This is a genomic window from Bradyrhizobium sp. MI1.11 (assembly GCF_055811255.1).
Genome location: NZ_JBVVPM010000003.1, coordinates 314,949 through 341,092, shown reverse-complemented (window position 1 = coordinate 341,092; position 26,144 = coordinate 314,949). Strand labels below are relative to the sequence as shown.

Genomic DNA, 26,144 nt, shown 5'->3' with positions numbered 1-26,144 from the left:
TGATCTACGCCAATACTGTCGTGCAACGGGGCACGCCCTGGATCGAAAAAGCCGCCTAGCCTTTAATGGTTGCTACGAAACTGGCTTTCCGCAAGCGGGGCGAGGTAAGATCAAATCACGTCCGCGAGCGAATGCCCGTGCAGCTCGATGTTCAGCCCCTGCATGCCCATGTCGTTGAGCTCGCCGCCCATCGCTTTGATGCTCTCCTCGCGGATCAGCGACATCAGTCCGCGGCGCAATGCCAGGAATTCCGACGACATCATCATCGACTGCTGCCGCGGCCGCTCCAGCGGGATCGGAATCTCCGCCTTGATCGAGCCGGGGCGCGCGGTCATGCAGTAGACGCGGTCGGACAGGAAGATCGCCTCGTCGATGTCGTGGGTGACGAACAGCACCGAGATCTTCAGCCGCTGCCACATGTTGGTGAGGATCTGCTGCATGATGACGCGGGTCTGCGCATCGAGCGCGCCGAAGGGCTCGTCCAGCAGCAGCACTTTGGGTCCTGTCGCGAGCGCGCGGACGATGCCGACGCGCTGTTTCATGCCACCTGAGAGTTTCTCGGGGTAATGCTTTTCGAAGGCTTCGAGGCCCGCGAGGCCCAGCAGCGTGCGCGCGGCGCGCTCGCGCTGCGAGCGCGGCATGCCGCGCATCTTCAGGCCGAACTCGACATTCTCTCGCACCGTCTTCCAGGGAAACAGCGAATATTGCTGGAACACCATGCCACGCTCGGCGCTCGGACCGTTCACCCTCTCGCCGTCGACGGTGACGATGCCCGTGGTCGGCTTGAGGAAGCCGGCGACCGCGTTAAGCAGCGTCGACTTTCCGCAGCCGGAGGGCCCGACGATCGAGACGAACTCGCCAGGCTTCACATGAATCTGCGTATCGGTGACGGCCTGTACCGGTCCTTCGATGCTGTCGTAGCTGAGGGAGAAATTCCTGACCTCGATATGCCCCTGCGGTGCCTTGACGACGATCTCACTCATCTTGACCTCCACGGCATCACCAATTGTCCGGCCCCCCGGATCAGCATGCTCGATCCGAGGCCGAGCACGCCGATCGCGATCATGCCGAGCGCGATGTCGGCATACTGGACCAGCGAATAGGCCTCCCAGGTGAAATAGCCGATGCCGTACTGCCCCGAGATCATCTCGGCGGCGATCAGCGACACCCAGGCCACCCCCATGCCGACGGTGAGGCCGGTGAAGATGTGCGGGAGCGAGGCCGGGAAATACACGTCGCGGAAGATCGAGCGTTCCCGCGCGCCGAGACATTGCGCGGCGCGCACCAGCACGGGGTCGACCAGCGACATGCCGTGCAGCGTGTTGACCAGGATCGGGAAGAACGAGCCGAGGAAGGTGATGTAGACGATGCTCTGCTCGTTGGTAGGCCACAGCATGATCGCCATCGGCACCCAGGCGATCGCCGGGATCGGCCGCAGCACCTCCGCCACGGGGAAGATAATCTCGTGGACCAGCTTGAAGCGGCCCATGATCAGGCCGAGCGGCACCGCGACGATGGCCGCGAGCGAGAAGCCGAAGAAGATGCGCCGGCAGCTCAAGAGAACGTGCAGCAGGAATTTCGGATCGTGGATCGCCTTGGTGAAGCTCGCATAGACCGCGAGTGGCGAGGGCACGTTGGTGAAGCGCACGAAGAACACGACGCGGTAGGTCGTCAGCAGGTGCCAGACCAGCAGGAAGGCGAGCAGCGAGATGATGCCGATCGCGGTCGCGCGCAGCCCGCCCCGGTTGAGCCGGTACCAGCGCAACGCGAGCGTGCCGAAGGAAGGCGGTGATGCGGGTGGAGTGGAGGCGGGCATGGCGCTTGCCTCCGCGATGGCACTTGCCGGCATGCTGTCCTCGGGATGTCTGAGGAGGGCGGGACTGCTCACGTCTTGCCCCCGCCGACCGCCGCCTTCACGGCCTCGTCGAAGCCGAGCACCTTGCCGCTGATCTTGGCGGCATAGGCTTCGGCGTCCTTCTTCAACAGGAACGGCACAACCTCGCCATTGCCGACCGCGAAGAAAGCCTGGTCGGCGAACAGCTTGATGCCGCGGGTGGTATCGAAGACGTAAGCGACGTTGATCTTCTTGCCCTTTGCCTTGTAGTCGGCATAGGCGGCGAGCGTGCAGCCGGTTGACGAGAAAGGCATGATGCCGGCTTCGTCGACCCAGACCTCGCCGGCTTTGCGCGGATCGGAGATCGGTTTCTTGCAGAAGGAATCTTCGCCGGAGATCTCGTAATTGCTGGTGCTGGCGAGCCGCGCGTCGTAGTCGAGCTTCATCTCGGAATAGGCTTTGCGGATGTGGCTGTCGTCGACCCATTTCTTCGGGTCGAACTCCTTCATCCGGCCGAGGTTCTGCAGCACCTTGACGTCGGCCGTCGCGGCGTCGATCAGCGCCGGCTTGATCGAGGGATCAGTGGTCATGTTGCCGCTGGGGCCGAGGAAGATGTAGACGACCTCCTTGTTGATGCCGGTCCATTCCTGGATTTTCTCGGCGGCGAGCTTGGGATCGTCGCGCAGCCACTGATTGGCGGCGATCAGCGCCTTGAAATATGCGACGACGACCTCGGGATATTTCTCGGCGAAATCGGTGCGGACCACGATGCCGTGGAAGGTCGGCAGATTAGTCTCGACGCCGTCAAAGATCTTTCGCGCGAAACCGCGGAACGGCAGCAACTCGGCGAACGGAACGAAGTCGGCATGCGCGTCGATCTTCTTCTCCTGGAGATTGGTCGAGCCGACCTCCGGGCTTTGGCTGACCAGCTGGAAGAAATCCGACGCGTAGCCGCGGTCCTGCATCGCCTTCAGCACCATGCCGTGCGCGGCGGAGCCGAACGGCACGCTCACGAGCTTCCCCTTGAGGTCTGCGAGATCGTAGTAGGGCGAATCCTTGTGAACGACGATGCCGTTGCCGGAGCCCGACAGGCTGTAGGCGGCGATGCCGATCAGTCGGCTCTTGCTCTCCGGATTGCTGTCGAAAGTGAAGCCGTTCACGATCAGCGGATAGTCGCCCATCATGCCGATCTGCAGCTTGTTCGCCATCATCGCATTGGTGACGGGCGGACCGGACGTGAAGTTCTGCCACTCCAGCTCGAACTTGATGTTGGCGTATTTGCCGTCCTTCGGCAGATATTTTTCGAGGAGATGGAGCTGGCGGATGACGACGCCGGCGGTCACCGTGTTGGTCGTGGTGTCCTGCGTTCCGATGCCGAGCGTAACGGTTTCCGCCGCGGCCGGCTGCGCGAGGAGAAGCGCCAGCGACGTCACCGACATCGCGATCGAGAGCGTGGGAAGATGGCGGACCATTCTCATCCTCATTCGGTTGGATGTGCTGTGGTTGCCATGATTGGGTGAGGGCGTGGGCAGGGCAAATCCGGAATGAGCGCCACAGTCGATTAGTTGCCGGGAAAAGTTGATTGCATAGTCCTTGGGCAGTCCTGCACTATAAAGCCGCTTGGGTGGGCACCGGCCCTAGTCCGACGCTTGCCCTCGCATCTCTTCCAGCACGTCGGGCCGGCAGACCACGATCTGGGAGCGCTTGGTCAGCACGATTCCCTTCTCCTGCATGCGCTTCAGGCTGATCGTGACCCATTGCCTGGTGGCGCCGACCATGTGGGCGATATCGGCATGGGTGAAGGCGGCCGCGATCACCCGGCCGTCGGCGTCATCGACGCCATAGAGGTCGACGAGATGCAGCAACAGATGCGCAAGGCGCTGTGTGATCGAGCGCGTTCCCAGCATCTGGGCCAGCGCCGAATAGCACTTGCCCTTGAAGGTCAGGCCTTCGATCAGGCCGATCGCGAGGTTCGGAATCTCGACCGCAAGCGATCGCAACTCCTTTCCGGGCAGATGCACCACGCTGCAATTGCTGGATGCAACGCCGGACCATTGATGCACGGTGCCTTCGAACACTTCCGGCCCGCCGACGAAATTGCCGACATGCCAATAGGCCAGCGTGATCTCGCGGCCGAGCGGCGAGGTGTAGAAGACCCGGATACGGCCGCTTTCGATCAGCCAGATACCGTCATGCTTGCCACCCTGGCTGAACAGCGTCTGGCCACGGTTGAGCACTTTTCGGCGGCCCTGCTTCAGCACCAGCTCCCGCTCGCGCTGGCTGAGCTTGTCCATCAACGGCGGCGGTCCGCCGATCCATTGCTGGTTCTCGGTGAGCAGCAGCGAGGAACCGCCGGCAGGCCGGACTGCCGGGGGACCGGCCCCCCGAACCGCATTCGCCGCCGCCTGCAACATTATCTGCCTCCGGAACGTTCAAACCGTTCTAAAGAGGAGCAATGTCCGTGCCAGATTCACTCCGCTGTCATCGCCCGGCTTGACCGGGCGATCCAGTATTCCAGAGACGTCAATGGGTTATCGAGAAGCCGCGGCGTACTGGATTCCCCGCCTTCGCGGGGAATGACAGCGGAGTTTGGAGGACGACCTGTTGCGTCTACCGTCCCGCCAGGCTCAGCAAATACGGCTTCGGGTAAATCCCCCGATTATGCCCATCCGAAAACGAGATGTTCAGCCCGTAACCGAGATCGCCGATTTCGGTGATCGCGATGCCCGGAAAACGCTCGGGGAAGCGGCCGTCGAAGCGGGCGCGGGTGCAGTGGGCGCATTTGCAGGAGAGGCGGAGCGTTTCCGCCGGCAAGTCCAGCGTGTCGTCCTGAGCGGTGCGAACGCGGAGCGTCGCGAGGTCGGCGCTTGCTTCGTAATCTGCCACGATCGGTGCCACCAAGGTCATGACGTGTCTCCGACCCTTCTCTACGTTGCCGCAGCGCTGCTGCGATAGCAACTAATTGCCAGGCTCAGGTGCGAGGCGCTGATCTTCGCTGCCTGCTGTTCGATCATCGCCCACGAAATGTGAAACTAATCGACCGGGAATTTCAGTTCGGCGTTGCCGGATTCCCGTCTCTCCGAAACCTTGTGCGCAATCGAGGTCAGGAGAGACAATGAGCGCATTTCAGAAGGAAACGGTCCTGTCGGTCAGGCACTGGACCGATAGCCTGTTCAGCTTCACCGCGACGCGCGATCCGGGCTTCCGCTTCCAGAACGGCCAGTTCGCGATGATCGGGCTGGAAGTCGAGGGCAAGCCGTTGCTGCGGGCCTACAGCATGGCGAGCGCCAATCACGAGGAGGCGCTCGAGTTCTTCTCGATCAAGGTGCAGGACGGTCCGCTGACCTCGCGCCTTCAGAAGATCAGGGAGGGAGACGTCATCCTGGTCGGCCGCAAGGCCACGGGCACGCTGATCACCGGCAACCTCCTTCCCGGCAAGCGCCTGTTGCTGCTCTCGACCGGCACGGGGCTCGCGCCGTTCGCCAGCCTGATCAAGGACCCCGACGTCTACGAGAATTACGAGACCATCGTGCTCGCCCATGGCTGCCGCCAGGTCTCCGAGCTCTCCTATGGCGAGCACCTGGTAGAAGGCCTGCGCGATCACGAGTTCTTCGGGCCGCTGATCCGGGACAAGCTCGTCTACTACCCGACCGTTACCCGCGAGCCGTTCAGGAATCGCGGCCGCATCTCCGACCTGATCGCGTCGAACCAGCTCTTCGACGACATCGGTCTATCAGGCCTCGATATCGAGACCGACCGCATCATGCTGTGCGGCAGCCCGGCGATGCTGGAGGAACTTCCCGCGATGTTGTCCGCACGCGACTTTGTCGAGGGCAATCACAGCCGGCCCGGTCATTTCGTGATCGAAAAGGCCTTTGTCGAGCGCTGAGGCGCAAATCGCAGCCCGGCGACAACTAATTGCTATCGCCGGGACGCCTGCTGAACAAATCTGATGCAAAGGCGCCGGACCTGCCGGCGAACCAGGAGCAAGCGATGTCACTAGATCAGATCGTCGATGGACTTTCGGAGGTTTCCTGCGACGTGCTGGTGATCGGCGGCGGCACGGCCGGCCCGATGGCGGCACTGAAGGCGAAGCTGAAGAATCCGAAGGCCAATGTCGTCCTGCTCGAAAAGGCCAACGTCAAGCGCTCCGGAGCGATCTCGATGGGCATGGACGGCTTGAACAACGCCGTCATTCCCGGATACGCAACGCCGGAGCAGTACACCAAGGAAATCACCATCGCCAATGACGGCATCGTCGATCAGAAGGCGGTCTACAAATACGCGCAGAACTGCTACTCGATCATCGAGGAACTCGACAGTTTCGGCATCCGCTTTCTGAAGAACGAGAACGGCGACTACGCCGTCAAGAAGGTGCACCACATCGGCACCTACGTGCTGCCGATGCCGAACGGCGAGACCGTGAAGAAGGCGCTGTATCGCCAGCTCCGTCGCGCCCGCATCCTGATCTCCAACCGCTACATGGCGACGCGGCTGCTCAAATCCGCCGACGGGCGCATTGCCGGCGCGATCAGCGTTAATACTCGTACCGCCGAGATGCTGGTGATCAAGGCCAAGGCCGTCATCCTGTGCATGGGCGCCGCCGGCCGGCTCGGTCTGCCGACCTCCGGCTACATGTTTGGTACCTACGAGAACGCAGCCAATTCCGGCGACGGCTATTCCATGGCCTATCATGCCGGTGCGGCTCTGGCGAACCTCGAATGCTATCAGATCAATCCGCTGATCAAGGACTATAACGGCCCGGCCTGCGCCTACGTCGCCGGTCCCTTCGGCGCCTTCACCGCCAACAACGAGGGATCGCGCTTCATCGAATGCGATTACTGGTCGGGTCAGATGATGCTGGAATTCTACAACGAGCTGCTGTCCGGCAAGGGCCCGGTGTTTCTCCAGCTCAAGCATCTTCACCCCGACACCATCTCGGAGATCGAATCGACGCTGCACAAGGTCGAGCGTCCCACACGCGGCCTGTTCCAGCAGGGGCGCGGGGTCGACTACCGCAGCGAGTCGATCGAGATGCATATCTCCGAGATCGGCTTCTGCTCCGGTCACAGTGCGTCGGGCGTGTTCGTCGACGACAACGCGCGCACCACCGTCCCGGGCCTCTATGCCGCCGGCGACATGGCCAGCGTGCCGCACAATTACATGCTCGGCGCCTTCACCAACGGTTCGGTCGCCGGCCTCGACGCGATGGAATTCGCTGACAATCACGACTTCGCGGAATTCGACGCGGCCGATGTCGCCAGCGAACGTGACCGCGTCATGGCGCCGACCAAACGCGAGGACGGCATTCCGCCGAACCAGATCGAGTACAAGACCCGGCGTCTCGTCAATGACTATCTCCAGCCGCCGAAAGTTACGCGCAAATACGAACTCGGCATGCGCCGGCTCGCCGAAGCGAGGGAAGACATGCAGGAGCGCATGATCGCGCGCAATGCGCACGAACTGCTCCGCGCGCTCGAAGTACAGTCGATCATGGACTGCGCGGACATGGCTGTGCATGCCTCGCTCTACCGCGAGGAAAGCCGCTGGGGTCTCTATCACTGGCGCACGGATTTCCCGGAGAAGGACAATGAGAACTGGTTCTGCCACACGCTGCTCAGCAAGCAGGACGGCAAGATGACCAGCGAGAAGCGTGCCGTGGAGCCCTATATCGTGCCGATCGCCGACGATGAGAAGGATCTCTACGACAAGCAGCGCATCCGCGCGACAGCCTGACCCGCCAAAGTAACAGGAGACATACGATGCCTCTCGCTTCCTATCAGACATCGGTTCCGGTGGTCGTCGACGACGCCAAATGCATCGCGGACAAGGGCTGCACGGTGTGCGTCGACGTCTGTCCGCTGGACGTGCTGCGTATCAGCGATATGACCAACAAGGCCTATATGGCCTATGACGAATGCTGGTACTGCATGCCCTGCGAGGCGGATTGCCCGACCGGCGCTGTCACCGTCAACATTCCCTATCTGCTGAGGTAGTCATGTCGAGCCCGTTCGAATCCTACGACGATCTCGAAGATGCCGACGAGCGGCTCCAGGCCGCCGATCCAGGGGAGCGCCGCGTCGCCATCATCGCGCTCGGCCATTCCGGCGATCCCGCAGCAGTCGGCCATCTCGCCAAAATGGTCGCCGATCCCGATGCCGGCGTCCGCCAGCAGGTCGCGATGGCGCTTGGCGAGTTCGACGGGCCGGAGGCTGCCAGCGCGCTGGTGAAGCTGCTGGTCGATCCTGAGAGAATCGTTGCGTCCGCCGCGGCCGACAGCATGGCCGAGTTCAAGGATCCTGCCTGCGCCGAAATCATCCTGCCGCTGGTCAAGCACGCCCACGCCTTCGTCCGCATGGGCGCGTTGCGCGCGCTGAAGGAGCTGCGCTGCAAGGATACGCTGAAGCCGGCGCTGGAAGCGCTCCAGGATTCCGACGCCGCCGTGCGGGTGCAAGCGATCGGCGTGATCGGGTTCCTCAAGCTGGAGGAATCAATCCCGGCGCTGACCGCGCTGATCAACGATCCCGACGCGCATGTGCGCCGTGCCGCCGTCAGCGCGCTCGCCTTCTCGCAGATGAAGCCCGCGGCTGAGATGATCACGCGCGCGTTGAAGGATTCGGACTGGATGGTGCGGGAGATGGCCGCAGAAACGCTGGGCCTCAACGTCAACGGCTCGATCGCCGCCGACCAGCTCATCGCTTCGCTCAGTGACGAGTTCTGGCAGGTGCGGCTGAAGGCAATCCGCAGCCTTGGCCGGATGAAGATCGAGCACGCGGTTCGCCCGATCGGCAATTGCGTCAACCATGAGCAGGCGAATTTGCGGAAGGAAGCCGCTGCTGCGCTCGGCGAAATCGCCCACCACGACGGCGAGGCGTTCCTTGCCGTCATCGCCAACGATCCAGATCCCGAGGTGCGCAAGAACGCGCGCTGGGCGCTTCAGCAGATCGCGGCCCGGAAAGCGCGCGCGGGGGCATAGGAGCGCGGCGGGCTGCCGCGCTGGACTTCCCGTCCCAGACGTTTATTGGTCTTCGCCAATGTGATCGGCCTCCGCGAGCGCGGCCGATCCGAAAAGAGCGAGGATACGCCCATGACGACATTGACGGTAAAGGACCTTCTTCCCGAGGACGGCACGCGGGGAACGCTTGTCGGCCGCGTCTGGCTGCCGCAGGCGAATGGCCCGGCCGTGGTCGCCGTGCGCGGCGATGGTGTGTTCGACGTCACCGCAACGTTCCCGACCGTCAGCACGCTCTGCGAGGAGGACGATCCGGCGAAGGCGCTTGCCACGACCAAGGGTGAGCGCATCGGCGATATCGAGGCCATCGTCCGCAACACGCCGCCCGATCAGCGCGATCCGAAAAAGCCGTGGCTGCTCGCGCCGGTCGATCTCCAGACGCTGAAGGCGGCCGGTGTGACCTTCGCCATCTCGATGCTGGAGCGCGTGATCGAGGAGCGGGCGAAAGGCAATCCGGCCTCGGCCGAAGCGATCCGGCAAGAGGTGACGCGGCTGATCGGCGACGATCTGTCGAAGCTCAAGCCGGGTTCGGACCAGGCGATGCACCTGAAGCAGGTGCTGATCGACCAGAACGCCTGGAGCCAGTATCTCGAGGTCGGCATTGGCCCCGATGCCGAGGTCTTCACCAAGGCGCCGACCTTGTCGTCGGTCGGCACCGGCATGGATGCGGGGCTGCATCCGAAATCGACCTGGAACAACCCCGAGCCGGAGCTGGTGCTGTTCGTCTCGAGCCGCGGCAAGATCGTCGGCGGCGCGCTCGGCAACGACGTCAATCTGCGCGACTTTGAGGGCCGTTCGGCGCTGTTGTTGTCGAAAGCCAAAGACAACAACGCGTCGTGTTCGATCGGTCCGCTGCTGCGCCTGTTCGACGACAGCTTTACCCTCGATGACGCCCGCAAGCTCGACATCAGCCTGAACGTGAAGGGGCAGGACGGTTTCGTCCTCGACGGCCATTCCTCGATCAGCATGATCAGCCGCGATCCGACCGATCTGGTCGAGCAGACCATCGGCAAGGTGCATCAATATCCTGATGGCTTCGTGCTATTCCTCGGGACCATGTTCGCACCGGTTAAGGATCGCGACGCGCCGGGGCAGGGGTTCACCCACAAGCGCGACGACATCGTCACGATCTCGGCGCCCCAGCTCGGCAAACTCGTCAACCGCATGCGGACCAGCGACGAGTGCGAGCCCTGGACCTTCGGCATCGGCGCGCTGATGAAGAATCTGGCGCAGCGGAAGCTGATCTAGCGGTCGGCATGTTGCCCGGCCGACAGCGGGCGATTGCACATCGAAATCAGAGAAGGTCGTCATGCCCGGGCTTGTTCCGGGCATCCACGTTCTTTGTCCCGCATGGCAAGAACGTGGATAGCCGCGACAAGCCCGCCCATGACGATGTGGCGCTGGCCAAGCTGCATCATTTCTTTCATCTTCCCGTTGCATCTGCGGAACAAAATCGCGCTGGGCGTGTCGTACAATGACTCTCCTGCCGAATGTCACCCCCGACCAAATAGTCAGATAATATGACTAGTCGGAACCAAGCTTCCGTGAAATAGTCCCTCCCGCCGCCTCAAAGGTCGGCCTGTGGGTGCGATGCTACCAATCGGCGCCCCGGATAACATTTTGGGAGATACGCCTGATGATCCTCAAAGCCCTCTTTGCGGCCAGCGCCACTGCCGCGTTGCTGCTCGCGCTGCCGGCGAATGCCGCCGAGCTCACCATCGGCTTCTCGCAGATCGGATCGGAATCCGGCTGGCGCGCGGCCGAGACCTCGGTCTCCAAGCAGGAAGCCACCAAGCGCAAGGTCAATCTCAAGATCGCCGACGCGCAGCAGAAGCAGGAGAACCAGATCAAGGCGATCCGCTCCTTCATCGCGCAGAATGTCGATGCGATCTTCCTCGCGCCCGTCGTCTCGACCGGCTGGGACTCGGTGCTGAAGGAAGCCAAGGAGGCCAAGATCCCGGTCGTGCTGCTCGACCGCGACATCGATCCCTCCGGCAAGGAGCTCTATCTCACCGCCGTGACCTCAGACAGCGTGCATGAAGGCGAGGTCGCCGGCGACTGGCTGGCCAAGACCGTCGGGGCCAAAGCCTGCAACATCGTCGAATTGCAGGGAACGGTCGGCGCGAGCGTCGCCGCCAACCGCAAGAAGGGTTTTGACACCGCCATCGCCAAACACGCGAACCTGAAGGTGGTGCGCAGCCAGACCGGCGACTTCACCCGCGCCAAGGGCAAGGAAGTGATGGAAAGCTTCATCAAGGCCGAAGGCGGCGGCAAGTCGATCTGCGCGGTCTACGCGCATAATGACGACATGATGGTCGGCGCGATCCAGGCGATGAAGGAAGCTGGCCTCAAGCCGGGCAAGGAGATCCTCACTGTCTCGATCGATGCGGTCCCCGACATCTTCAAGGCCATGGCCGCCGGCGAAGCCAATGCCACGGTCGAGCTGACGCCGAACATGGCGGGCCCCGCGCTCGATGCCATCGCGGCCTTCAAGGGCAAGGGCACGGTGCCGCCGAAATGGATCCAGACGGAGTCGAAGCTTTATACGGCCGCCGATGATCCGCAGAAGATCTACGACAGCAAGAAGGGCCTCGGTTACTGAGGCGAGGACGTCGCCGGACGGCCGTGTTTCGGCAGTCCGGCGATCCCGCTCGAAACCGCTGCGCGAACGAACAGGCTCCGTGTCCGCATCGTCGGCGGGCGCCGCTGGGAGTGAATTTGTGATGGAGAACAGCCCGCATTCCGCGGCTTCCCTGCTGGAGGCGCGCGGGATCAGCAAGAGTTTTGGTGCGGTACGCGCGTTGCAGCAAGTCGACTTCACGCTGCGCGCTGGCGAGATTCATGCGTTGCTTGGCGAGAACGGCGCCGGCAAGTCCACGTTGATCAAGGTGATCACCGGCGTGTTCCCGCGCGATGCTGGCATCGTCAGGCTCGGCGGCGAAGAGGTCGCGCCGCGCTCGGCCAAGGCGGCGCTTCAGGCCGGCATCGCCACCGTCTACCAGGAGGTCAATCTGCTGCCGAACCTCTCGGTGGCGCAGAACCTGTTCCTCGACCGGCAGCCGATGCGTTTCGGCATGGTGCGCGAAGGCGAGATGCGCCGCCGCGCCAAGGCGCTGCTCGCGGATTTCGGCCTCGACATCGACGTATCAGCGCCGCTTGGCAATTATTCGGTGGCGATCCAGCATGTCACCGCAATCGCGCGCGCTGTCGATCTCTCGGCGCGTGTGCTGATCCTGGACGAGCCGACCGCGAGCCTCGACCGCCATGAGGTCGAGATCCTCTTTCGCATCATGCGTCAGCTTGCCAAGCGCGGCATTGGCATCGTCTTCGTCAGCCATTTCCTCGACCAGGTCTACGAGATCTCCGATCGCATCACGGTTTTGCGAAATGGTCGCCTGGTCGGCGAGCGCGAGACCGCGTCGCTGTCGCGACTCGAGCTGATCCGGATGATGCTCGGCCGCGAGCTGGCCGAGACCACCAGCGCGCGGGCCGCGACGCGCGAGCATCAGGCCCGCGAAGTCTGCGCGAGCTTCGAGAGCTATGGCAAATCAGGCTATGTCGCGCCGTTCAATCTCGAGCTGCGCCATGGCGAGGTGGTCGGTCTCGCCGGCCTGCTCGGCTCGGGCCGGACCGAGACGGCGCGGCTGGTGTTCGGCGCCGAGCGCGCCGATCGCGGGCAGGCGAGGGTGGAAGGCGCGCCTGTCCGGCTTCACTCGCCGCGCGACGGCGTGCGCCACGGCTTTGGCTATTGCCCTGAGGAGCGCAAGACTGACGGCATCGTCGCCGAGCTCACCGTGCGCGAGAACATCGTGCTCGCGCTCCAGGCCAAGCGCGGTCTGCATCGGCCGCTGTCGCGACGCGAGCAGGACGAGATCGCAAGCCGTTACGTCAAGATGCTCGACATTCGCCCGCCCGATCCGGAGCGTCCCGTCGGCCTGCTGTCCGGCGGCAATCAGCAGAAGGTCCTGCTGGCACGGTGGCTTGCGACCTCCCCGCGGCTCCTCGTGCTGGACGAGCCGACCCGCGGCATCGACGTCGGCGCGCATGCCGAGATCATCCGCCTGATACGCGAGCTCTGCGACGACGGGCTTGCGCTGCTCGTGATTTCCTCCGAGCTCGACGAGATCGTGACCTATTCCGATCGCGTGGTGGTGCTGCGCGACCGCGCTCATGTCGAGGAACTCGCGGGCGAGGCGATCGACGTCGGCAACATTCTCGCGGCCATTGCCGCCGATAGCGTCGCCGTTGCGCTTGAGGCTCACACATGACAGCGCTGCTGCCGCGCCGCGGCCTTGCCCAGATCCTCGCATTGATCGTCATCCTCGCGGTCGATCGTGTGGTGTCGCCGCAATTCTTCGATCTGCGCCTCCAGGATGGACATCTGTTCGGCAGCCTGATCGACGTGCTCAATCGCGGCACGCCGGTGGCGCTGCTCTCGCTCGGCATGGTCCTGGTGATCGCGACGCGCGGCATCGATCTGTCGGTCGGCGCGGTCATGGCGATCTCGGGCGCGATCGCGGCGAGCCTCGCCGACAACCACAGTCTGGCCGTGGTGCTGGCGGCTGCGCTCGGCGCGGGCCTGATCTGCGGATTGTGGAACGGATTTCTCGTCGCGGTGCTCGGCATGCAGCCGATCGTGGCGACCCTGATCCTGATGGTGGCGGGACGCGGCATCGCTCAGCTCATTACCGAAGGCCGCATCGTGACCTTCTCCTCGCCCGATTTGGTCTGGCTCGGCAACGGCTCCATCCTCGGCGTGCCGGTGCCAGTCGCGATTGCGCTTGGCATGTTGATGCTCACCGGCGCGGTGGTGCGAGGCTCGGCACTTGGGTTACTGATCGAAGCAACCGGCGGCAATGCGCGGGCGAGCGAGCTTGCCGGCGTCGGCACGCGCGCGATGATTTTGGCGGTCTATGTCTGGTGCGGCGTTTGCGCTGCGCTTGCCGGTGTCATCGCGGCGGCCGACATTATGGGCGCGGATGCCAACAATGCCGGCCTCTGGCTCGAGCTCGACGCCATCCTCGCGGTGGTGATCGGCGGCACCTCGCTGTTCGGCGGCCGCTTCAGTCTCGTGCTGGCCGTACTCGGCGCGCTGATCATCCAGACCATGAACACCGGCATTCTGCTGTCGGGCTATCCGCCGGAGTTCAATTTGCTGGTCAAGGCGATGGTGGTGCTCGCCGTGCTGCTGCTGCAATCGCCGAAGCTGTCCGGCTTTGCCGGAATCGTGACGCGGCTGCGGGGGACCAAGGCATGAAAGGCCTGCCGCCCGTCCTCATCACGGCGATCGTGCTCGTCGCGGGATTCGCGCTTTGCGCGATGCAGTTTCCCAACATCGCCTCCACCCGCGTTGTCGGCAATCTCCTGACCGACAACGCCTTCCTCGGCATCGTCGCGACGGGCATGACCTTCGTCATCATTTCCGGCGGCATCGATCTCTCGGTCGGCTCGGTGATCGGCTTCACCACGGTGTTCGTCGCGCTGGCGATCGAGCGCTGGGGAATGCCGCCCCTGGTCGCCTTCGTCGCCATCCTCGCGCTCTCGGCCGCCTTCGGAGCGGCGATGGGCGCGGTGATCCATGTCTTCGATTTGCCGCCTTTCATCGTGACGCTCGCCGGCATGTTCTTGGCCCGGGGTGCCAGCTTCCTGCTCTCGACGGAATCGGTGCCGATCACAGCACCGGTCTATTCCACTGTGTCGGACTTCGCACTGCGAGTACCCGGCGGTGGACGGCTGACGGCGGTCGCGATCATCATGCTTACGATCGTGATCGGCGGCGCATTGCTGCTGCAGCTCACCCGGTTCGGCGCCAATGTTTATGCGCTCGGCGGCAGCCGGGCGACCGCGAGCCTGATGGGTGTCGCCGTCGGCAGGATGACGGTGAAGATCTACATGCTGTCGAGCCTGCTCGCCGGCATCGCCGGCATCGTCTTCTCCTTCTACACCAGCGCCGGCTACTCGTTGTCCGCGGTTGGCGTCGAGCTCGACAGCATCGCGGCCGTCGTGATCGGCGGCACGCTGCTCACGGGCGGGCAGGGCTCGGTGATCGGCACCTTCCTCGGGGTGCTGATCCAGGGCATGATCCAGACCTACATTAATTTCGACGGGACGCTGTCGAGCTGGTGGACCAAGATCGCGACCGGGGTGCTGCTGTTCGCCTTCATCGCCTTGCAGCAGGGGTTGGTCGCGCTCGCGCGCCGGCCCGTGGCAAAGCGCGCGGGAGCAGTCTCATGACCACCTCGCGCATCCTTGTCATCCCGACGCGCCGGGCGCACTCCAATCACGCGGAGGTGGCCCGCTCGATCGGCGTCGACATCATTGCCGGCCGCTACGCGGAGGGAACGCGCCTGCCTGGCGATGCCGAAATGATCGCGATGTTCGGGGTGTCGCGACCGGTGCTGCGCGAGAGCGTGAAGACGCTGGTGGCCAAGGGCCTGCTCACAACCAAGGCGCGGGTCGGCACCGTCGTGCGCGAGCGCGTCGCCTGGAACATGTTCGACGCCGACGTGCTGGCCTGGCACCTGGATGCCGGGATCGACAAGCGCTTCCTCAATGACCTCGCCGAAATCCGCCTCGCGGTCGAGCCGCGCGCGGCCGCGCTGGCGGCGGCGCGGCGGTCGGAGCAGGATCTCTCCGAGCTCCGTCGCTGCATGGAGCGGATGCGGCTTGAAGCCTCCGACTCCGTTGGCTTCGCCGATGCCGACCTCGCGCTCCATGTCGGTGTGGCGCGCGCCTCCGGAAATCTGTTCATGCGCTCGATCGGGCACGTCATCGAGGCTGCGTTGCGCGCCTCATTCCTGCTCAGCGCACCGGTCGAACCGGAGGACCGCGACACTGTTCTGCTCTGGCATCAGAAGATCGTCGATGCCATCGCGGACGGTGATGCCACGACTGCGTCGGAGGCGATGGTCTACGTCATTCACAACGGCATGCGCCGCCACGAGGGTACAGTGATCGAGACTGTACCGGCCGAAGCGCTGCCGTCCGCGGAAGCTGGAGAAAGATCGTGACTGAACTTCGCATCGCCATCGTCGGATTCGGCAAGATCGCGCGGGACCAGCACGTCGGCGCCATCGCAGCGGTTCCCGGCGCGACGCTGGCGGCCGTCGCCAGCCGCAATGCCTCGTTGCCGGATCTGCCGCATTTCGCGACCATCGAGGAGCTGCTGGAAAAAGGCCCGCCGATCGACGCGGTGTCGCTCTGCACGCCGCCTCAAGTGCGCCGCGCCCAGGCCGTCGCAGCGCTCAGGGCCGGCAAGCATGTCATGCTGGAGAAGCCGCCCGGCGCCGGCGTTGCCGAGCTCGATCCGCTGATCGCGATGGCCGGTGAGGCCAAGCGAACGCTGTTTGCGACCTGGCATTCGCGCCATGCGCCGGCAGTCGAGCCGGCGCGCGAGTGGCTCGCCGCGCGCCGCATCCATTCCGTGCACATCAACTGGAAAGAGGACGTCCGCGTCTGGCATCCCGGGCAGGCGTGGATCTGGGAGCCGGGCGGGCTCGGGGTGTTCGATCCCGGCATCAATGCGCTGTCGATCCTGACCAGGATCCTGCCGAAACCTGTGTTCGTCACCGCGGCCGAGCTCGCCTTCCCTGCCAATTGCCAGGCGCCGATCGCCGCGAAGCTGACGCTGACCGACATCGACGGCCTGCCTGTGGCCGCCGAGTTTGATTTCCGCCAGACCGGGCCGCAGAGCTGGGATATCCTCGTCGAAACCGACCAGGGCCGGATGACGCTATCCCGCGGCGGCAGGATCATGGCGATCGACGGCAAGACCGTTGCCGAGGCGCCCGATGAGGAATATCGGGAGCTTTACCGGCGCTTCGTCGCGCTCGCCGCTACAGGCGCGAGCGACGTCGATTTGGCGCCGCTTCGTCTCGTCGCGGACGCCTTCCTGCTCGGCAGGCGCACGATCGTCGAACCGTTTGTGGATTGATCATGGCTGGATCGAAAACAGAAAGAGACGTCTTCGGAACGCTGCCGGACGGCCGCAAGGTGGACCGCATCGTGCTGCGCGGAGAGGGCGGGTTCGAGGCGCGCATCATCACCCATGGTGCAGTCTTGCAGGCCTTGAGCGCGCCGGACGCCAAGGGCGGCTACGACGACGTCGTGCTCGGCCATGACGCATTCGCCGGCTATCTCGCCGAGCGAAAGTTTTTCGGCGCCACCGTCGGCCGCTACGCCAATCGCATCGCCAACGGACAATTTTCGCTGGACGGCGAGACGGTGCAGCTTCCCGTCAACAACGGTCCGAATGCGCTGCATGGCGGCCTCGACGGCTTCGACCGCAAGCTCTGGGACATTGCGGAGATCGACGATGGCGCCAAGCCCGCAGTCACGCTGACCTACACGAGCCCGCATGGCGAGGAAAACTTTCCCGGTCGGCTCGATGTGCGCCTGACCTATCGCGTCACCGGCCCGGCCGAGCTATCCCTGACCATGGAGGCGCGGACCGACCGGCCGACCATCGTCAACCTGACCAACCACAGCTTCTTCAATCTGGAAGGCGCGACATCAGGCACGCCCATTCTCGATCACAAGCTGACGGTCGCCGCCGGGCATTTCCTCGCGATCGATCCCACCGCCATTCCGTTGCCGGAGCCGCCGCGCAGCGTTGCCGGCACGCCGTTCGACTTCCGCGAGCCGCGGGCCGTCGGCGAGCGCATCCGCGAGAGCGACCAGCAATTGCGCAACGGCAGGGGCTACGATCACACCTACAGTCTCGCGCGTGATGGCAAACTTGCGCTCGCGGCGCGGCTGGAGGGACCGCGCTCGGGGCGCATCATGGAGCTGCTCACCAATCAGCCCGGTCTGCAGGTCTATTCGGGTAATTATCTCGACGGCACGATCTCGGGCAAGGGCGGCAAGCTCTACCGGCAGTCCGACGCGATGTGCCTGGAGCCGCATATCTGGCCGGACGCACCGAACCGGCCGGATTTCCCGAGCCCGCGCCTAGCGCCGGGCGAGGTCTACCGCCATCACACGGTCTATCGCTTTGCGGTGAGGAGGTCATGATGGAACAGGTGCCCACCTCGGTTCTTTCGGACGATCCTTGCCATCTCGGCGAGGGGCCGACCTATGACGTGACCACGGACACGGCCTGGTGGTTCGATATCCGCGAGGGGCGACTGTTCGAGGCGCAGCTCGCCAGCAGCAGCATTCGCGTTCATGCGCTGGGCCGGATGGCGAGCGCACTTGGGCGGATCGACGCCGAACGGCAGTTGATCGTCGCGGAAGACGGGCTCTATGTCCGCAAAATCGCCGATGGCGCGATGACGCTGATCTGTCCGCTCGAAGCCGATAATCCCGCGACCCGTTCCAACGATGCCCGCGTGCATCCCTCCGGCACGTTCTGGATCGGCACCATGGGCCGCAAGGCGGAAGCAGGGGCAGGCGCGATCTACGCGTTCCATCACGGCGAGATCTCGATGCTGTTTCCGCGCGTCAGCATTCCCAACTCGATCTGCTTCTCGCCCGACGGCACCACCGGCTACTTCGCCGATACTGCGCGCGCGGTGCTCTACGCGGTGCCGCTCAATCCCACGACCGGCCTGCCGCGCGGCGAGCCGGAAGTGCTGCTGCGCCACACCGGCATCGGCGGTCTCGATGGTTCGGTGTGCGACGCCGACGGAAACATCTGGAACGCGTGCTGGGGCGCTGGCCGTATCGACGTCTACTCTCCGCAAGGCGAGCGGCTGCGCTCGATGAGCGTGCCGGCAAAGCAGGCGAGCTGCCCCGCTTTTGTAGGCCCTGATCTGTCGCGTCTCCTCGTCACCTCGGCCTGGCAGGACATGGATGCGGCGGCGCGTGCCGCCGATCCGCAAGCCGGCTACACCTTTCTGTTGGAGGCATCCGCGCGCGGTCGCGCGGAGCCTGACGTCAAGCTCGCATAGGAGGCTCGAAGCCGCACACCACCAAAGTTCTCGGCGACACGAAAAAACAGTCTGACACCAAAGGGAGTGAAACATGCTGAAACTGAAGACGACCTTCCTCGCGCTGGCGCTGGCCGGCGCTGCGACGATGGCCGCGGGCGTCACCGCCTCGGCCCAGGACAAAGCAACAGTCGGCATCGCCATGCCGACCAAATCGTCGGCGCGCTGGATCGACGATGGCAACAACATGGTCAAGGTGCTGAAGGAGCGCGGCTACAACACCGACCTGCAATATGCCGAGGACGACATTCCGAACCAGCTCTCGCAGGTCGAGAACATGGTGACCAAGGGCGCGAAAGCGCTGGTGATCGCCGCGATCGACGGCACTACGCTGTCCGACGTGCTCAAGCAGGCGAAAGCGAAAGGCATCACCGTGATCGCCTATGACCGCCTGATCCGCGGCACGCCGAACGTCGACTATTACGCGACGTTCGACAATTTCCAGGTCGGCGTGCTCCAGGCCGAGTCGATCGTGCAGGGCCTCGGCCTCAAGGATGGCAAGGGTCCGTTCAACATCGAGCTGTTCGGCGGCTCGCCCGACGACAACAACGCCTACTTCTTCTACAACGGCGCGATGAGTGTGCTGAAGCCGTACATCGACAGCGGCAAGCTCGTCGTCGTCTCCGGCCAGATGGGCATGGACAAGGTCGCGACCTTGCGCTGGGATGGCGCCACCGCGCAGGCCCGCATGGACAATCTGCTCAGTGCCTACTACGGCAACAAGAAGGTCAACGCGGTGTTGTCGCCGTATGACGGCCTATCGATCGGCATCATCTCCTCGCTGAAGGGCGTTGGTTATGGCAGCGCCGGCCAGCCGATGCCCATCATCTCGGGCCAGGATGCCGAGGTGCCCTCGATCAAGGCGATGCTGCGCGGCGACCAGTATTCGACCATCTTCAAGGACACCCGCGACCTCGCCAAGGTGACCGCCGACATGGTCGACGCTGCGCTGGCCGGCAAGCAGGTCACCGTCAACGACACCAAGACCTACGAGAACGGCGCCAAGACCGTGCCGTCCTATCTGCTCAAGCCGGTCGTGGTCTACAAGGACAATTGGGAGAAGGTCCTGGTCGACAGCGGCTACTACAAGAAGTCGCAGTTCCAGTAAGAGGTCTACTCCCTCTCCCGACCTGCGGAGAGGGAGTTCTTTAGGGTTAGGGCGAAGCGCATGTTTATCAACTCGTCATGCCCGGGCTTGTCCCGGGCATCCACGTCCCTCTTCGCAAGCGGCTGCACGTGGATGGCCGGGACAAGCCCGGCCATGACGATTGTGGAAGCCCCCGGGAGAATGATCCAATGACTGCAATGCTGGAGATGCGTAACGTCAGCAAGAGCTTTTCCGGCGTGCAGGCGCTGCGCGATGTCAACTTCTTGGTTGAAGCCGGGCAGATCCACGCCCTCGTCGGCGAGAACGGTGCCGGCAAGTCCACGCTAATGAAGGTGCTCAGCGGCGTCTATCCGGCCGGCAGCTACGAGGGCACCATCATCTTTGATGGCGAGGAGCGCCGCTTCCGCGACATCAACGATTCCGAGGCGCTCGGTATCATCATCATCCATCAGGAGCTGGCGCTGATCCCGCTGATGTCGATTGCCGAAAACATCTTCCTGTCGCATCCGCCGTCCAAGCTCGGCGTCATCGATCGCGACGAGGTCTATAGACGCACGCGGGAACTCCTGGCGCAGGTCGGCCTCAAGGAATCGCCGGATACGCTGATCACCGATCTCGGCGTCGGCAAGCAGCAGCTTGTCGAGATCGCCAAGGCGCTGTCCAAGCGGGTGCGGATGCTGATCCTGGACGAGCCGACCGCGAGCCTCAACGAGGCCGACAGCGCCGCGCTGCTCGAACGCCTCATGGCGTTCCGCGCGCAGGGCATCGGCTCGATCCTGATCTCGCACAAGCTGAACGAGGTCGCCAAGGTCGCCGACCACATCACCGTGCTGCGTGACGGCCGCACCGTCGACGGCATCGACTGCCGCGCCGAGCCGATCCAGGAAGACCGCATCATACGCAGCATGGTCAACCGCGATCTCGCCCATCGCTTTCCGGAGCGGAGCGCAAAAATCGCCGAGCCCGTTCTCACCGTCGAGAACTGGTCGGTCTACCATCCCATCCATCCCGAGCGGCAGGTGATCAAGAACGTCGATTTCAGCGTGAAACGCGGCGAGGTCGTCGGCATCGCCGGGTTGATGGGGGCGGGGCGCACCGAGTTCGCCATGAGCCTGTTCGGCCGCTCCTGGGGCACCACGATCAGCGGTCGCATCCGGCTCGAGGGCCGTGAGATCGTGCTGCCCAACGTGGCCGCCGCGATCGACGCCGGCCTTGCCTATGTCACCGAAGACCGCAAGCAGCTCGGACTGATCCTCGCCGACGACGTCCGCAAGAACATCACACTGGCAAGCCTCGACCAGGTCGCCCCCAACCGGGTGATCGACGACATCGCCGAGCTGAAGGTCGCCAGCGATTACCGCAACCGGATGCGCATCCGCTGCTCCGACGTCTATCAGGAGACCGGCCAGCTCTCCGGCGGCAACCAGCAAAAGGTCGTGCTGTCGAAATGGCTGATGACCGACCCCAAGGTCTTGATCCTGGACGAGCCGACCCGGGGCATCGACGTCGGTGCCAAATACGAGATCTACTGTATCATCAACGAGCTTGCGGAAGCCGGCCGCGGCGTGGTGGTGATCTCCTCGGAGATGCCCGAGCTACTCGGCATCTGCGACCGCATCTGTGTCATGAACGACGGCGCCTTCGTCGGCGAGTTCCCCGGCGCCGAAGCGACGCAGGAAAAGATCATGCGCGCCATCATGCGCAACGACAGAAATTATGGAAGCAGCGCCCTCGCGGGTGCGGAGATGGGAGGATCGCAGCTATGACCGACAAGACGGTTTCGCTGCCCGAGGAGGGCCGGCACGGCAGCTTCATCAAGAACAATTTGCGCAATTACGGCATGCTGATGTCGCTGATCGCGATCATGCTGTTCTTCCAGGTCATGACCGGCGGCACGCTGCTGCAGCCGCTCAACCTGACCAATCTGGTACTGCAGAACAGCTACATCGTCATCATGGCACTGGGCATGCTGCTCGTCATTGTCACCGGCCATATCGACCTCTCGGTCGGCTCGGTCGCGGGCTTCGTCGGCGCGGTGGCCGCCGTGCTGATGGTGACATACAAGGTCGACTACACGCTCGCCTTCATCGCCTGCCTGCTGCTGGGCGCGGCAATCGGCGCCGCGCAGGGCTATTGGGTGGCCTATTTCAAGATTCCGTCCTTCATCGTGACGCTGGCCGGCATGCTGGTGTTCAAAGGACTTGCGCTCGCGGTGTTGCAGGGCCAGTCGCTCGGGCCGTTCCCGGCGACCTTCCAGAAATTGTCGTCGGGCTTCATTCCGGAGATGCTGCCCGAGGCCGGCACGCTGCATCCGACGTCGATGCTGGTCGGTGCGGTGCTCGCGCTCGGCCTCGTCTACGCCAGCGCCAAGGGGCGCTCGCGCGAGCAGTTGCACGGCATCGAGGTCGAGCCTTACGCGTTCTTCCTCGGCAAGAGCATTCTCCTGGCCTGCGCCGTGCTCTATTTCACCTATCTGATCGCCTCGCATCGCGGTCTGCCGAACGTGCTGGTCATCATGACCGCGCTGATCGCGCTCTACGGCTTCGTCACCCGCCGCACCGTCATCGGTCGGCAGGTCTACGCGGTCGGCGGCAATGCGAAAGCGGCAAGCCTGTCGGGCATCAAGACGGAACGGTTGACCTTCCTCACCTTCGTCAACATGGGCGTGCTCGCCGCGCTCGCCGGCCTCGTCTTCGCCGCGCGCCTCAACACCGCAACGCCGAAGGCGGGTCTCGGCTTCGAGCTCGACGTCATCGCCGCCTGCTTCATCGGCGGCGCCTCGGCCTATGGCGGTGTCGGCCGCGTCGGCGGCGCCGTGGTCGGTGCCATGATCATGGGTGTGATGAACAACGGCATGTCCATCCTCGGCATCGGCATCGACTATCAGCAGGTCATCAAGGGTCTGGTCCTGCTCGGGGCGGTGTGCATCGACGTATATAATCAGCGGAGATGAGGCTGCGTAGCCTGGATGGAGCGAAGCGCAATCCGGGGCTACTGACCCGCATTCCGCTCTGCTCCATGCGGGCTACGGCAGTCATTACTGCGTCGTGATCAGCACCCCGGCGATCGCGACGGAGAGGCTCACCGCCGAGACGGTGGCCACGGTCGATAGCACGCCCATTCGCCGGAGCGCGATGGCGAAGACGATGATGATGGGCGTTGCGGTCATCAGCCCGATTTGTGCATCGCTCATGTTATCGCTCGCAGCTCCACGGAACCCTGGGGCGTTTGGTACCGCGACCCGGCCGGCCGGACGTTGCGACGGCGCAAACAAATTGATCGGCATTCCCCAAGTTTGTCCGGCAACAAACTCGGATCGGCACGGCTGAGCTAAGTCTGGCTGGTGTCCTGATCCGGAAGAGCAGATGTCGGCAGCCGATTGCGAACCACGGGGAGCCGGCTGGGGAATTCTGGACGATCTTCCCGGCGATCCCATGATCTGGGTGCTGATCTTCAGCGAGCTCGCCGCCTTCGGTCTGTTTCTCGGTGCATTCGCGGTCGCCCGCGCGATCCATCCGGCCGTGTTCGCGGTGGGGCAGGCGGCGCTTGATCCGGGTCTCGCCGGATTGAACACTGTCGTGCTGGTGACGAGCGGTTGGGCCGCAGCCCGGGCTGCGAAGACCGCGCGGGCCAGCGAGAGCCGGGCGACACAATCCTGGCTCCTCACAGCCATGGGGCTTGGCGGCCTGTTCGTGGCGATCAAGCTCGGCGAATATGCCGAAGAGATCGGACGCGGCATCGGACTCGAGACCAGTCCGTTCTTCACACTCTACTTCCTCCTGACCGGCTTCCATCTTCTGCACGTCTGCCTCGGCATCATCATCCTCGCATTGGTCTGCCGCCGCGCTGAAGCGTTCGGCGTCGAGACGGGAACGGCCTTCTGGCACATGGTCGATCTGGTCTGGATCGTGATGTTCCCGATTCTTTATCTGGTGCGGTGACGATGCCGGATCGCCTGGACATCACATGGATCGCGCTGATCGGCCTCGCGCTCGCGACCATCCTGGTGCCACCGCTGGTGCCGCGGCCGCTGCTCGGCAACGCCCTGCTGCTGGCCTTGGCCGCCGTCAAGGGCCGCCGGATTGCGCTCGATTTCCTCGATCTTCGCGCGGCGCCTGCGCTCTGGCGCGGCCTCGTCAGCGCCTGGATCCTCATGGTGGTGCTGTTTGCCTGGCTCACATCTGCCGTCAGCGCCCTGATCTGACTCACTCCTTGCGCCCTGACAAAGAACAGGCCGTGCCGATCAGCGATAAATCGCATCACCGATTTTCTCGGCGGGACTCAATTGAAAGGATTGGCAATGGCTGAACGCCTGACCAAGTCGGCCGCTCGAAACGTCTTCTACGGCGGCTCGGCCTTTTTCTTCGCCATCTTCATCGGGCTGACGGCGCACAGCCACTACTACATGGTCACGACCTCGACGGACGCAGTGACGCTGACGTCGTCGGTCGCCCGCGGCAAGCATGTCTGGGAGAAGAACTCCTGCATCAATTGCCACACGTTGCTCGGCGAAGGCGCCTATTTCGCGCCCGAAGTCGGCAACGTCTGGGATCGATGGGGCGGCAAGGAGGATCCGGCCGGCGCGCGAGAGACGTTGAAGGCCTGGATGCAGTCGCAGCCTTCAGGCGCGGAGGGCAGGCGGCAGATGCCGCAATTCAACCTCACCGACCAGGAGCTCAACGATCTCGCCGATTTCCTGCAATGGGTGAGCACGATCAAGCGCCAGGATTGGCCGCCGAACAAGGCCGGTTGAGCCCGCCGCTTTCCTCTTTCAAGGCAGAGAGAATCCGAGATGAAATATCAGACCCAAAAAGTCGCGATGCTGTATTTCTACGGCGCGCTGACCCTGTTCCTGGCTCAGGTCCTGTTCGGCCTCCTCGCCGGGACGATCTACGTCCTGCCCAACACGCTGTCGGTTCTGCTGCCGTTCAACATCGTCAGGATGATCCACACCAACGCGCTGATCGTGTGGTCGTTGATCGGCTTCATGGGCGCGACCTACTTCCTGCTGCCTGAGGAAACCGAGACCGAGCTGTACAGCCCGCTACTCGCAAAGATCCAGTTCTGGATGTTTTTTGGCGCAGCAGGCGTCGCGGTCGTGGGCTATCTCTTCCACTACCACGAGGGCCGCGAGTTCCTTGAGCAGCCCTTCATCATCAAGGTCGGTATCGTCGTCGTCTGCCTGATGTTCCTGTTCAATGTGACCATGACCGCGCTCAAGGGACGCAAGACCACGGTCACCAACATCCTGCTGTTCGGCCTGTGGGGCGTTGCGATCTTCTTCCTGTTCGCCTTCTACAATCCGGCGAACCTCGCCGTCGACAAGATGTACTGGTGGTACGTCGTCCATCTCTGGGTCGAGGGCGTCTGGGAGCTGATCATGGCCTCCGTGCTCGCCTATCTCATGATCAAGCTCAATGGCATCGATCGCGAGGTGGTCGAGAAGTGGCTCTACGTCATCATCGGCCTCGCGCTGTTCTCGGGGATTCTCGGCACCGGCCACCATTTCTACTGGATCGGCGCGCCCGGCTACTGGCAGTGGATCGGCTCGCTGTTCTCGACGCTCGAGGTCGCGCCGTTCTTCACGATGGTGATCTTCACGGTGCAGATGACCTGGAAGGCCGGCCGCAAGCATCCGAACCGCGCCGCGCTGCTGTGGTCGGTCGGCTGTTCGGTGATGGCGTTCCTGGGAGCCGGCGTCTGGGGTTTCCTGCACACGCTGTCCTCGGTGAACTACTACACCCATGGCACCCAGGTCACCGCTGCGCACGGCCATCTCGCCTTCTTTGGCGCCTATGTGATGCTCAACCTTGCCGTGATGGCTTACGCCATCCCGCAGATCAAGGGACGCGCGCCCTATAACCAGTGGCTCAGCATGACGAGCTTCTGGATCATGTGCACGGCCATGATGACCATGACGTTCGCGCTGACCTTTGCCGGCGTGGTCCAGGTCCATCTCCAGCGCGTGCTCGGCCAGGGCTACATGGACGTGCAGGACCAGCTCGCATTCTTCTACTGGGTGCGGCTCGGCTCCGGTGGGTTCGTCGCGATCTCCGCGCTGATGTTCGTCTGGGCGGTGCTGGTGCCCGGCCGCGAGAAGCTGGCGACCATTCCCGCCGTGCTGCAGCCGGCCGAGTAAGCGTGACGGGGGGCGCGGGTTGTGGGGGGGGGCCCGGGCGGAAAAAAAGGGGGAAAATAAATATAAGAAGCCCGGCGCGCCGGGGCGGGGCGGCCCCCCCCGCGCCCGCCCGAGTGGGGGGG

At 63.8% G+C, this 26,144-nt stretch carries 27 protein-coding genes; 20 read left to right on the top strand and 7 right to left on the bottom strand.

What is annotated here, in order from left to right:
• Positions 1 to 110: 110 nt before the first annotated feature.
• From AC0L30_RS05080 to AC0L30_RS05060, 5 genes are all read right to left on the bottom strand, one after another.
• Positions 111 to 983: an ABC transporter ATP-binding protein gene (locus AC0L30_RS05080; RefSeq protein WP_007593264.1), complete on the bottom strand. Its 873-nt coding sequence runs from the start codon at positions 981 to 983 to the stop codon at positions 111 to 113.
• Positions 980 to 1,888 (bottom strand): ABC transporter permease, encoded by a 909-nt coding sequence (locus AC0L30_RS05075; protein WP_088940900.1) that lies wholly within the window; start codon positions 1,886 to 1,888, stop codon positions 980 to 982. The genes AC0L30_RS05080 and AC0L30_RS05075 overlap by 4 nt, the downstream gene beginning before the upstream one ends.
• On the bottom strand, positions 1,885 to 3,306 hold the full coding sequence (locus AC0L30_RS05070; protein ID WP_473403911.1) for an ABC transporter substrate-binding protein: 1,422 nt from the start codon (positions 3,304 to 3,306) through the stop codon (positions 1,885 to 1,887). Before AC0L30_RS05070 ends, AC0L30_RS05075 begins: the two co-directional genes overlap by 4 nt.
• Positions 3,307 to 3,471: 165 nt before the next feature.
• A complete protein-coding gene (locus tag AC0L30_RS05065) occupies positions 3,472 to 4,248 on the bottom strand; it encodes a Crp/Fnr family transcriptional regulator (protein WP_007593261.1) in 777 nt (258 codons plus the stop codon).
• A gap of 196 nt (positions 4,249 to 4,444) precedes the next feature.
• On the bottom strand, positions 4,445 to 4,741 hold the full coding sequence (locus AC0L30_RS05060) for a gamma-butyrobetaine hydroxylase-like domain-containing protein (RefSeq protein WP_007593255.1): 297 nt from the start codon (positions 4,739 to 4,741) through the stop codon (positions 4,445 to 4,447).
• 208 nt (positions 4,742 to 4,949) lie between these two features.
• Between AC0L30_RS05060 and AC0L30_RS05055 the strand changes: the two genes are divergently transcribed.
• From AC0L30_RS05055 to AC0L30_RS05035, 5 genes are all read left to right on the top strand, one after another.
• Positions 4,950 to 5,723 carry a ferredoxin--NADP reductase gene (locus AC0L30_RS05055; RefSeq protein WP_007593254.1) on the top strand — a complete coding sequence of 258 codons (774 nt, stop codon included), beginning with the start codon at positions 4,950 to 4,952 and terminating at the stop codon, positions 5,721 to 5,723.
• Between the two features lie 104 nt (positions 5,724 to 5,827).
• Positions 5,828 to 7,570: a fumarate reductase/succinate dehydrogenase flavoprotein subunit gene (locus AC0L30_RS05050; protein ID WP_007593253.1), complete on the top strand. Its 1,743-nt coding sequence runs from the start codon at positions 5,828 to 5,830 to the stop codon at positions 7,568 to 7,570.
• A gap of 26 nt (positions 7,571 to 7,596) precedes the next feature.
• Positions 7,597 to 7,830: a 4Fe-4S dicluster domain-containing protein gene (locus AC0L30_RS05045; RefSeq protein WP_007593252.1), complete on the top strand. Its 234-nt coding sequence runs from the start codon at positions 7,597 to 7,599 to the stop codon at positions 7,828 to 7,830.
• 2 nt (positions 7,831 to 7,832) lie between these two features.
• Positions 7,833 to 8,810, top strand: a complete 978-nt coding sequence (locus tag AC0L30_RS05040) for a HEAT repeat domain-containing protein (RefSeq protein ID WP_007593251.1) — start codon at positions 7,833 to 7,835, stop codon at positions 8,808 to 8,810.
• 111 nt (positions 8,811 to 8,921) lie between these two features.
• On the top strand, positions 8,922 to 10,094 hold the full coding sequence (locus tag AC0L30_RS05035; RefSeq protein ID WP_007593250.1) for a fumarylacetoacetate hydrolase family protein: 1,173 nt from the start codon (positions 8,922 to 8,924) through the stop codon (positions 10,092 to 10,094).
• A gap of 59 nt (positions 10,095 to 10,153) precedes the next feature.
• On the opposite strand, the gene AC0L30_RS05030 is transcribed toward AC0L30_RS05035, so the two are convergent.
• Positions 10,154 to 10,321, bottom strand: coding sequence for a hypothetical protein (locus AC0L30_RS05030; RefSeq protein WP_157158567.1), 168 nt, complete (start codon positions 10,319 to 10,321; stop codon positions 10,154 to 10,156).
• A gap of 161 nt (positions 10,322 to 10,482) precedes the next feature.
• On the opposite strand from AC0L30_RS05030, the gene ytfQ reads away from it, so the two are divergent.
• From ytfQ to mmsB, 11 genes are all read left to right on the top strand, one after another.
• Positions 10,483 to 11,448: a galactofuranose ABC transporter, galactofuranose-binding protein YtfQ gene (ytfQ, locus tag AC0L30_RS05025; RefSeq protein ID WP_007593249.1), complete on the top strand. Its 966-nt coding sequence runs from the start codon at positions 10,483 to 10,485 to the stop codon at positions 11,446 to 11,448.
• Between the two features lie 121 nt (positions 11,449 to 11,569).
• Entirely contained in the window at positions 11,570 to 13,114 is a 1,545-nt protein-coding gene (locus AC0L30_RS05020) for a sugar ABC transporter ATP-binding protein (RefSeq protein WP_007593248.1), read from the top strand.
• Positions 13,111 to 14,103, top strand: a complete 993-nt coding sequence (locus AC0L30_RS05015; protein ID WP_473403910.1) for an ABC transporter permease — start codon at positions 13,111 to 13,113, stop codon at positions 14,101 to 14,103. The genes AC0L30_RS05020 and AC0L30_RS05015 overlap by 4 nt, the downstream gene beginning before the upstream one ends.
• On the top strand, positions 14,100 to 15,080 hold the full coding sequence (yjfF, locus tag AC0L30_RS05010; protein WP_007593246.1) for a galactofuranose ABC transporter, permease protein YjfF: 981 nt from the start codon (positions 14,100 to 14,102) through the stop codon (positions 15,078 to 15,080). Before AC0L30_RS05015 ends, yjfF begins: the two co-directional genes overlap by 4 nt.
• A complete protein-coding gene (locus tag AC0L30_RS05005) occupies positions 15,077 to 15,856 on the top strand; it encodes a FadR/GntR family transcriptional regulator (RefSeq protein ID WP_007593245.1) in 780 nt (259 codons plus the stop codon). Before yjfF ends, AC0L30_RS05005 begins: the two co-directional genes overlap by 4 nt.
• The gene (locus AC0L30_RS05000) at positions 15,853 to 16,779 is read left to right on the top strand and encodes a Gfo/Idh/MocA family protein (RefSeq protein WP_007593244.1); all 927 of its coding nucleotides are present in this window, start codon (positions 15,853 to 15,855) and stop codon (positions 16,777 to 16,779) included. The genes AC0L30_RS05005 and AC0L30_RS05000 overlap by 4 nt, the downstream gene beginning before the upstream one ends.
• A 2-nt stretch (positions 16,780 to 16,781) precedes the next feature.
• Positions 16,782 to 17,858 carry an aldose epimerase family protein gene (locus AC0L30_RS04995; protein ID WP_007593243.1) on the top strand — a complete coding sequence of 359 codons (1,077 nt, stop codon included), beginning with the start codon at positions 16,782 to 16,784 and terminating at the stop codon, positions 17,856 to 17,858.
• Positions 17,858 to 18,736 (top strand): SMP-30/gluconolactonase/LRE family protein, encoded by an 879-nt coding sequence (locus AC0L30_RS04990; protein WP_007593239.1) that lies wholly within the window; start codon positions 17,858 to 17,860, stop codon positions 18,734 to 18,736. Before AC0L30_RS04995 ends, AC0L30_RS04990 begins: the two co-directional genes overlap by 1 nt.
• A 73-nt stretch (positions 18,737 to 18,809) precedes the next feature.
• Positions 18,810 to 19,883, top strand: coding sequence for a multiple monosaccharide ABC transporter substrate-binding protein (chvE, locus tag AC0L30_RS04985; RefSeq protein WP_007593237.1), 1,074 nt, complete (start codon positions 18,810 to 18,812; stop codon positions 19,881 to 19,883).
• A 188-nt stretch (positions 19,884 to 20,071) separates the two neighbouring features.
• A complete protein-coding gene (gene mmsA / locus AC0L30_RS04980) occupies positions 20,072 to 21,649 on the top strand; it encodes a multiple monosaccharide ABC transporter ATP-binding protein (protein WP_007593235.1) in 1,578 nt (525 codons plus the stop codon).
• A complete protein-coding gene (gene mmsB / locus AC0L30_RS04975) occupies positions 21,646 to 22,836 on the top strand; it encodes a multiple monosaccharide ABC transporter permease (RefSeq protein ID WP_007608442.1) in 1,191 nt (396 codons plus the stop codon). The genes mmsA and mmsB overlap by 4 nt, the downstream gene beginning before the upstream one ends.
• 84 nt (positions 22,837 to 22,920) lie before the next feature.
• On the opposite strand, the gene AC0L30_RS04970 is transcribed toward mmsB, so the two are convergent.
• Complete coding sequence (locus AC0L30_RS04970; protein ID WP_007593230.1) at positions 22,921 to 23,076, bottom strand: hypothetical protein; 156 nt, start codon at positions 23,074 to 23,076, stop codon at positions 22,921 to 22,923.
• A 172-nt stretch (positions 23,077 to 23,248) separates the two neighbouring features.
• On the opposite strand from AC0L30_RS04970, the gene AC0L30_RS04965 reads away from it, so the two are divergent.
• From AC0L30_RS04965 to AC0L30_RS04950, 4 genes are all read left to right on the top strand, one after another.
• Positions 23,249 to 23,824, top strand: coding sequence for a cytochrome c oxidase subunit 3 family protein (locus AC0L30_RS04965; protein WP_007593229.1), 576 nt, complete (start codon positions 23,249 to 23,251; stop codon positions 23,822 to 23,824).
• 2 nt (positions 23,825 to 23,826) lie between these two features.
• Complete coding sequence (locus AC0L30_RS04960) at positions 23,827 to 24,087, top strand: cytochrome C oxidase subunit IV family protein (RefSeq protein WP_007593227.1); 261 nt, start codon at positions 23,827 to 23,829, stop codon at positions 24,085 to 24,087.
• Positions 24,088 to 24,183: 96 nt separating this feature from the next.
• On the top strand, positions 24,184 to 24,636 hold the full coding sequence (locus tag AC0L30_RS04955) for a c-type cytochrome (RefSeq protein ID WP_007593225.1): 453 nt from the start codon (positions 24,184 to 24,186) through the stop codon (positions 24,634 to 24,636).
• A 39-nt stretch (positions 24,637 to 24,675) separates the two neighbouring features.
• On the top strand, positions 24,676 to 26,022 hold the full coding sequence (locus AC0L30_RS04950; RefSeq protein WP_007593223.1) for a cbb3-type cytochrome c oxidase subunit I: 1,347 nt from the start codon (positions 24,676 to 24,678) through the stop codon (positions 26,020 to 26,022).
• Positions 26,023 to 26,144: the final 122 nt, after the last annotated feature.

Excerpts from the sequence above, each read along its gene's own strand:
- AC0L30_RS05080 (WP_007593264.1), bottom strand. The coding sequence starts at position 983 with ATGAGTGAGATCGTCGTCAAGGCACCGCAGGGGCATATCGAGGTCAGG.
- AC0L30_RS05070 (WP_473403911.1), bottom strand. The coding sequence starts at position 3,306 with ATGGTCCGCCATCTTCCCACGCTCTCGATCGCGATGTCGGTGACGTCG.
- AC0L30_RS05065 (WP_007593261.1), bottom strand. The coding sequence starts at position 4,248 with ATGTTGCAGGCGGCGGCGAATGCGGTTCGGGGGGCCGGTCCCCCGGCA.
- AC0L30_RS05060 (WP_007593255.1), bottom strand. The coding sequence starts at position 4,741 with ATGACCTTGGTGGCACCGATCGTGGCAGATTACGAAGCAAGCGCCGAC.
- AC0L30_RS05055 (WP_007593254.1), top strand. The coding sequence starts at position 4,950 with ATGAGCGCATTTCAGAAGGAAACGGTCCTGTCGGTCAGGCACTGGACC.
- AC0L30_RS05050 (WP_007593253.1), top strand. The coding sequence starts at position 5,828 with ATGTCACTAGATCAGATCGTCGATGGACTTTCGGAGGTTTCCTGCGAC.
- AC0L30_RS05045 (WP_007593252.1), top strand. The coding sequence starts at position 7,597 with ATGCCTCTCGCTTCCTATCAGACATCGGTTCCGGTGGTCGTCGACGAC.
- AC0L30_RS05040 (WP_007593251.1), top strand. The coding sequence starts at position 7,833 with ATGTCGAGCCCGTTCGAATCCTACGACGATCTCGAAGATGCCGACGAG.
- AC0L30_RS05035 (WP_007593250.1), top strand. The coding sequence starts at position 8,922 with ATGACGACATTGACGGTAAAGGACCTTCTTCCCGAGGACGGCACGCGG.
- ytfQ (WP_007593249.1), top strand. The coding sequence starts at position 10,483 with ATGATCCTCAAAGCCCTCTTTGCGGCCAGCGCCACTGCCGCGTTGCTG.
- AC0L30_RS05020 (WP_007593248.1), top strand. The coding sequence starts at position 11,570 with ATGGAGAACAGCCCGCATTCCGCGGCTTCCCTGCTGGAGGCGCGCGGG.
- AC0L30_RS05015 (WP_473403910.1), top strand. The coding sequence starts at position 13,111 with ATGACAGCGCTGCTGCCGCGCCGCGGCCTTGCCCAGATCCTCGCATTG.
- yjfF (WP_007593246.1), top strand. The coding sequence starts at position 14,100 with ATGAAAGGCCTGCCGCCCGTCCTCATCACGGCGATCGTGCTCGTCGCG.
- AC0L30_RS05005 (WP_007593245.1), top strand. The coding sequence starts at position 15,077 with ATGACCACCTCGCGCATCCTTGTCATCCCGACGCGCCGGGCGCACTCC.
- AC0L30_RS04995 (WP_007593243.1), top strand. The coding sequence starts at position 16,782 with ATGGCTGGATCGAAAACAGAAAGAGACGTCTTCGGAACGCTGCCGGAC.
- AC0L30_RS04990 (WP_007593239.1), top strand. The coding sequence starts at position 17,858 with ATGGAACAGGTGCCCACCTCGGTTCTTTCGGACGATCCTTGCCATCTC.
- chvE (WP_007593237.1), top strand. The coding sequence starts at position 18,810 with ATGCTGAAACTGAAGACGACCTTCCTCGCGCTGGCGCTGGCCGGCGCT.
- mmsA (WP_007593235.1), top strand. The coding sequence starts at position 20,072 with ATGACTGCAATGCTGGAGATGCGTAACGTCAGCAAGAGCTTTTCCGGC.
- mmsB (WP_007608442.1), top strand. The coding sequence starts at position 21,646 with ATGACCGACAAGACGGTTTCGCTGCCCGAGGAGGGCCGGCACGGCAGC.
- AC0L30_RS04970 (WP_007593230.1), bottom strand. The coding sequence starts at position 23,076 with ATGAGCGATGCACAAATCGGGCTGATGACCGCAACGCCCATCATCATC.
- AC0L30_RS04965 (WP_007593229.1), top strand. The coding sequence starts at position 23,249 with ATGTCGGCAGCCGATTGCGAACCACGGGGAGCCGGCTGGGGAATTCTG.
- AC0L30_RS04960 (WP_007593227.1), top strand. The coding sequence starts at position 23,827 with ATGCCGGATCGCCTGGACATCACATGGATCGCGCTGATCGGCCTCGCG.
- AC0L30_RS04955 (WP_007593225.1), top strand. The coding sequence starts at position 24,184 with ATGGCTGAACGCCTGACCAAGTCGGCCGCTCGAAACGTCTTCTACGGC.
- AC0L30_RS04950 (WP_007593223.1), top strand. The coding sequence starts at position 24,676 with ATGAAATATCAGACCCAAAAAGTCGCGATGCTGTATTTCTACGGCGCG.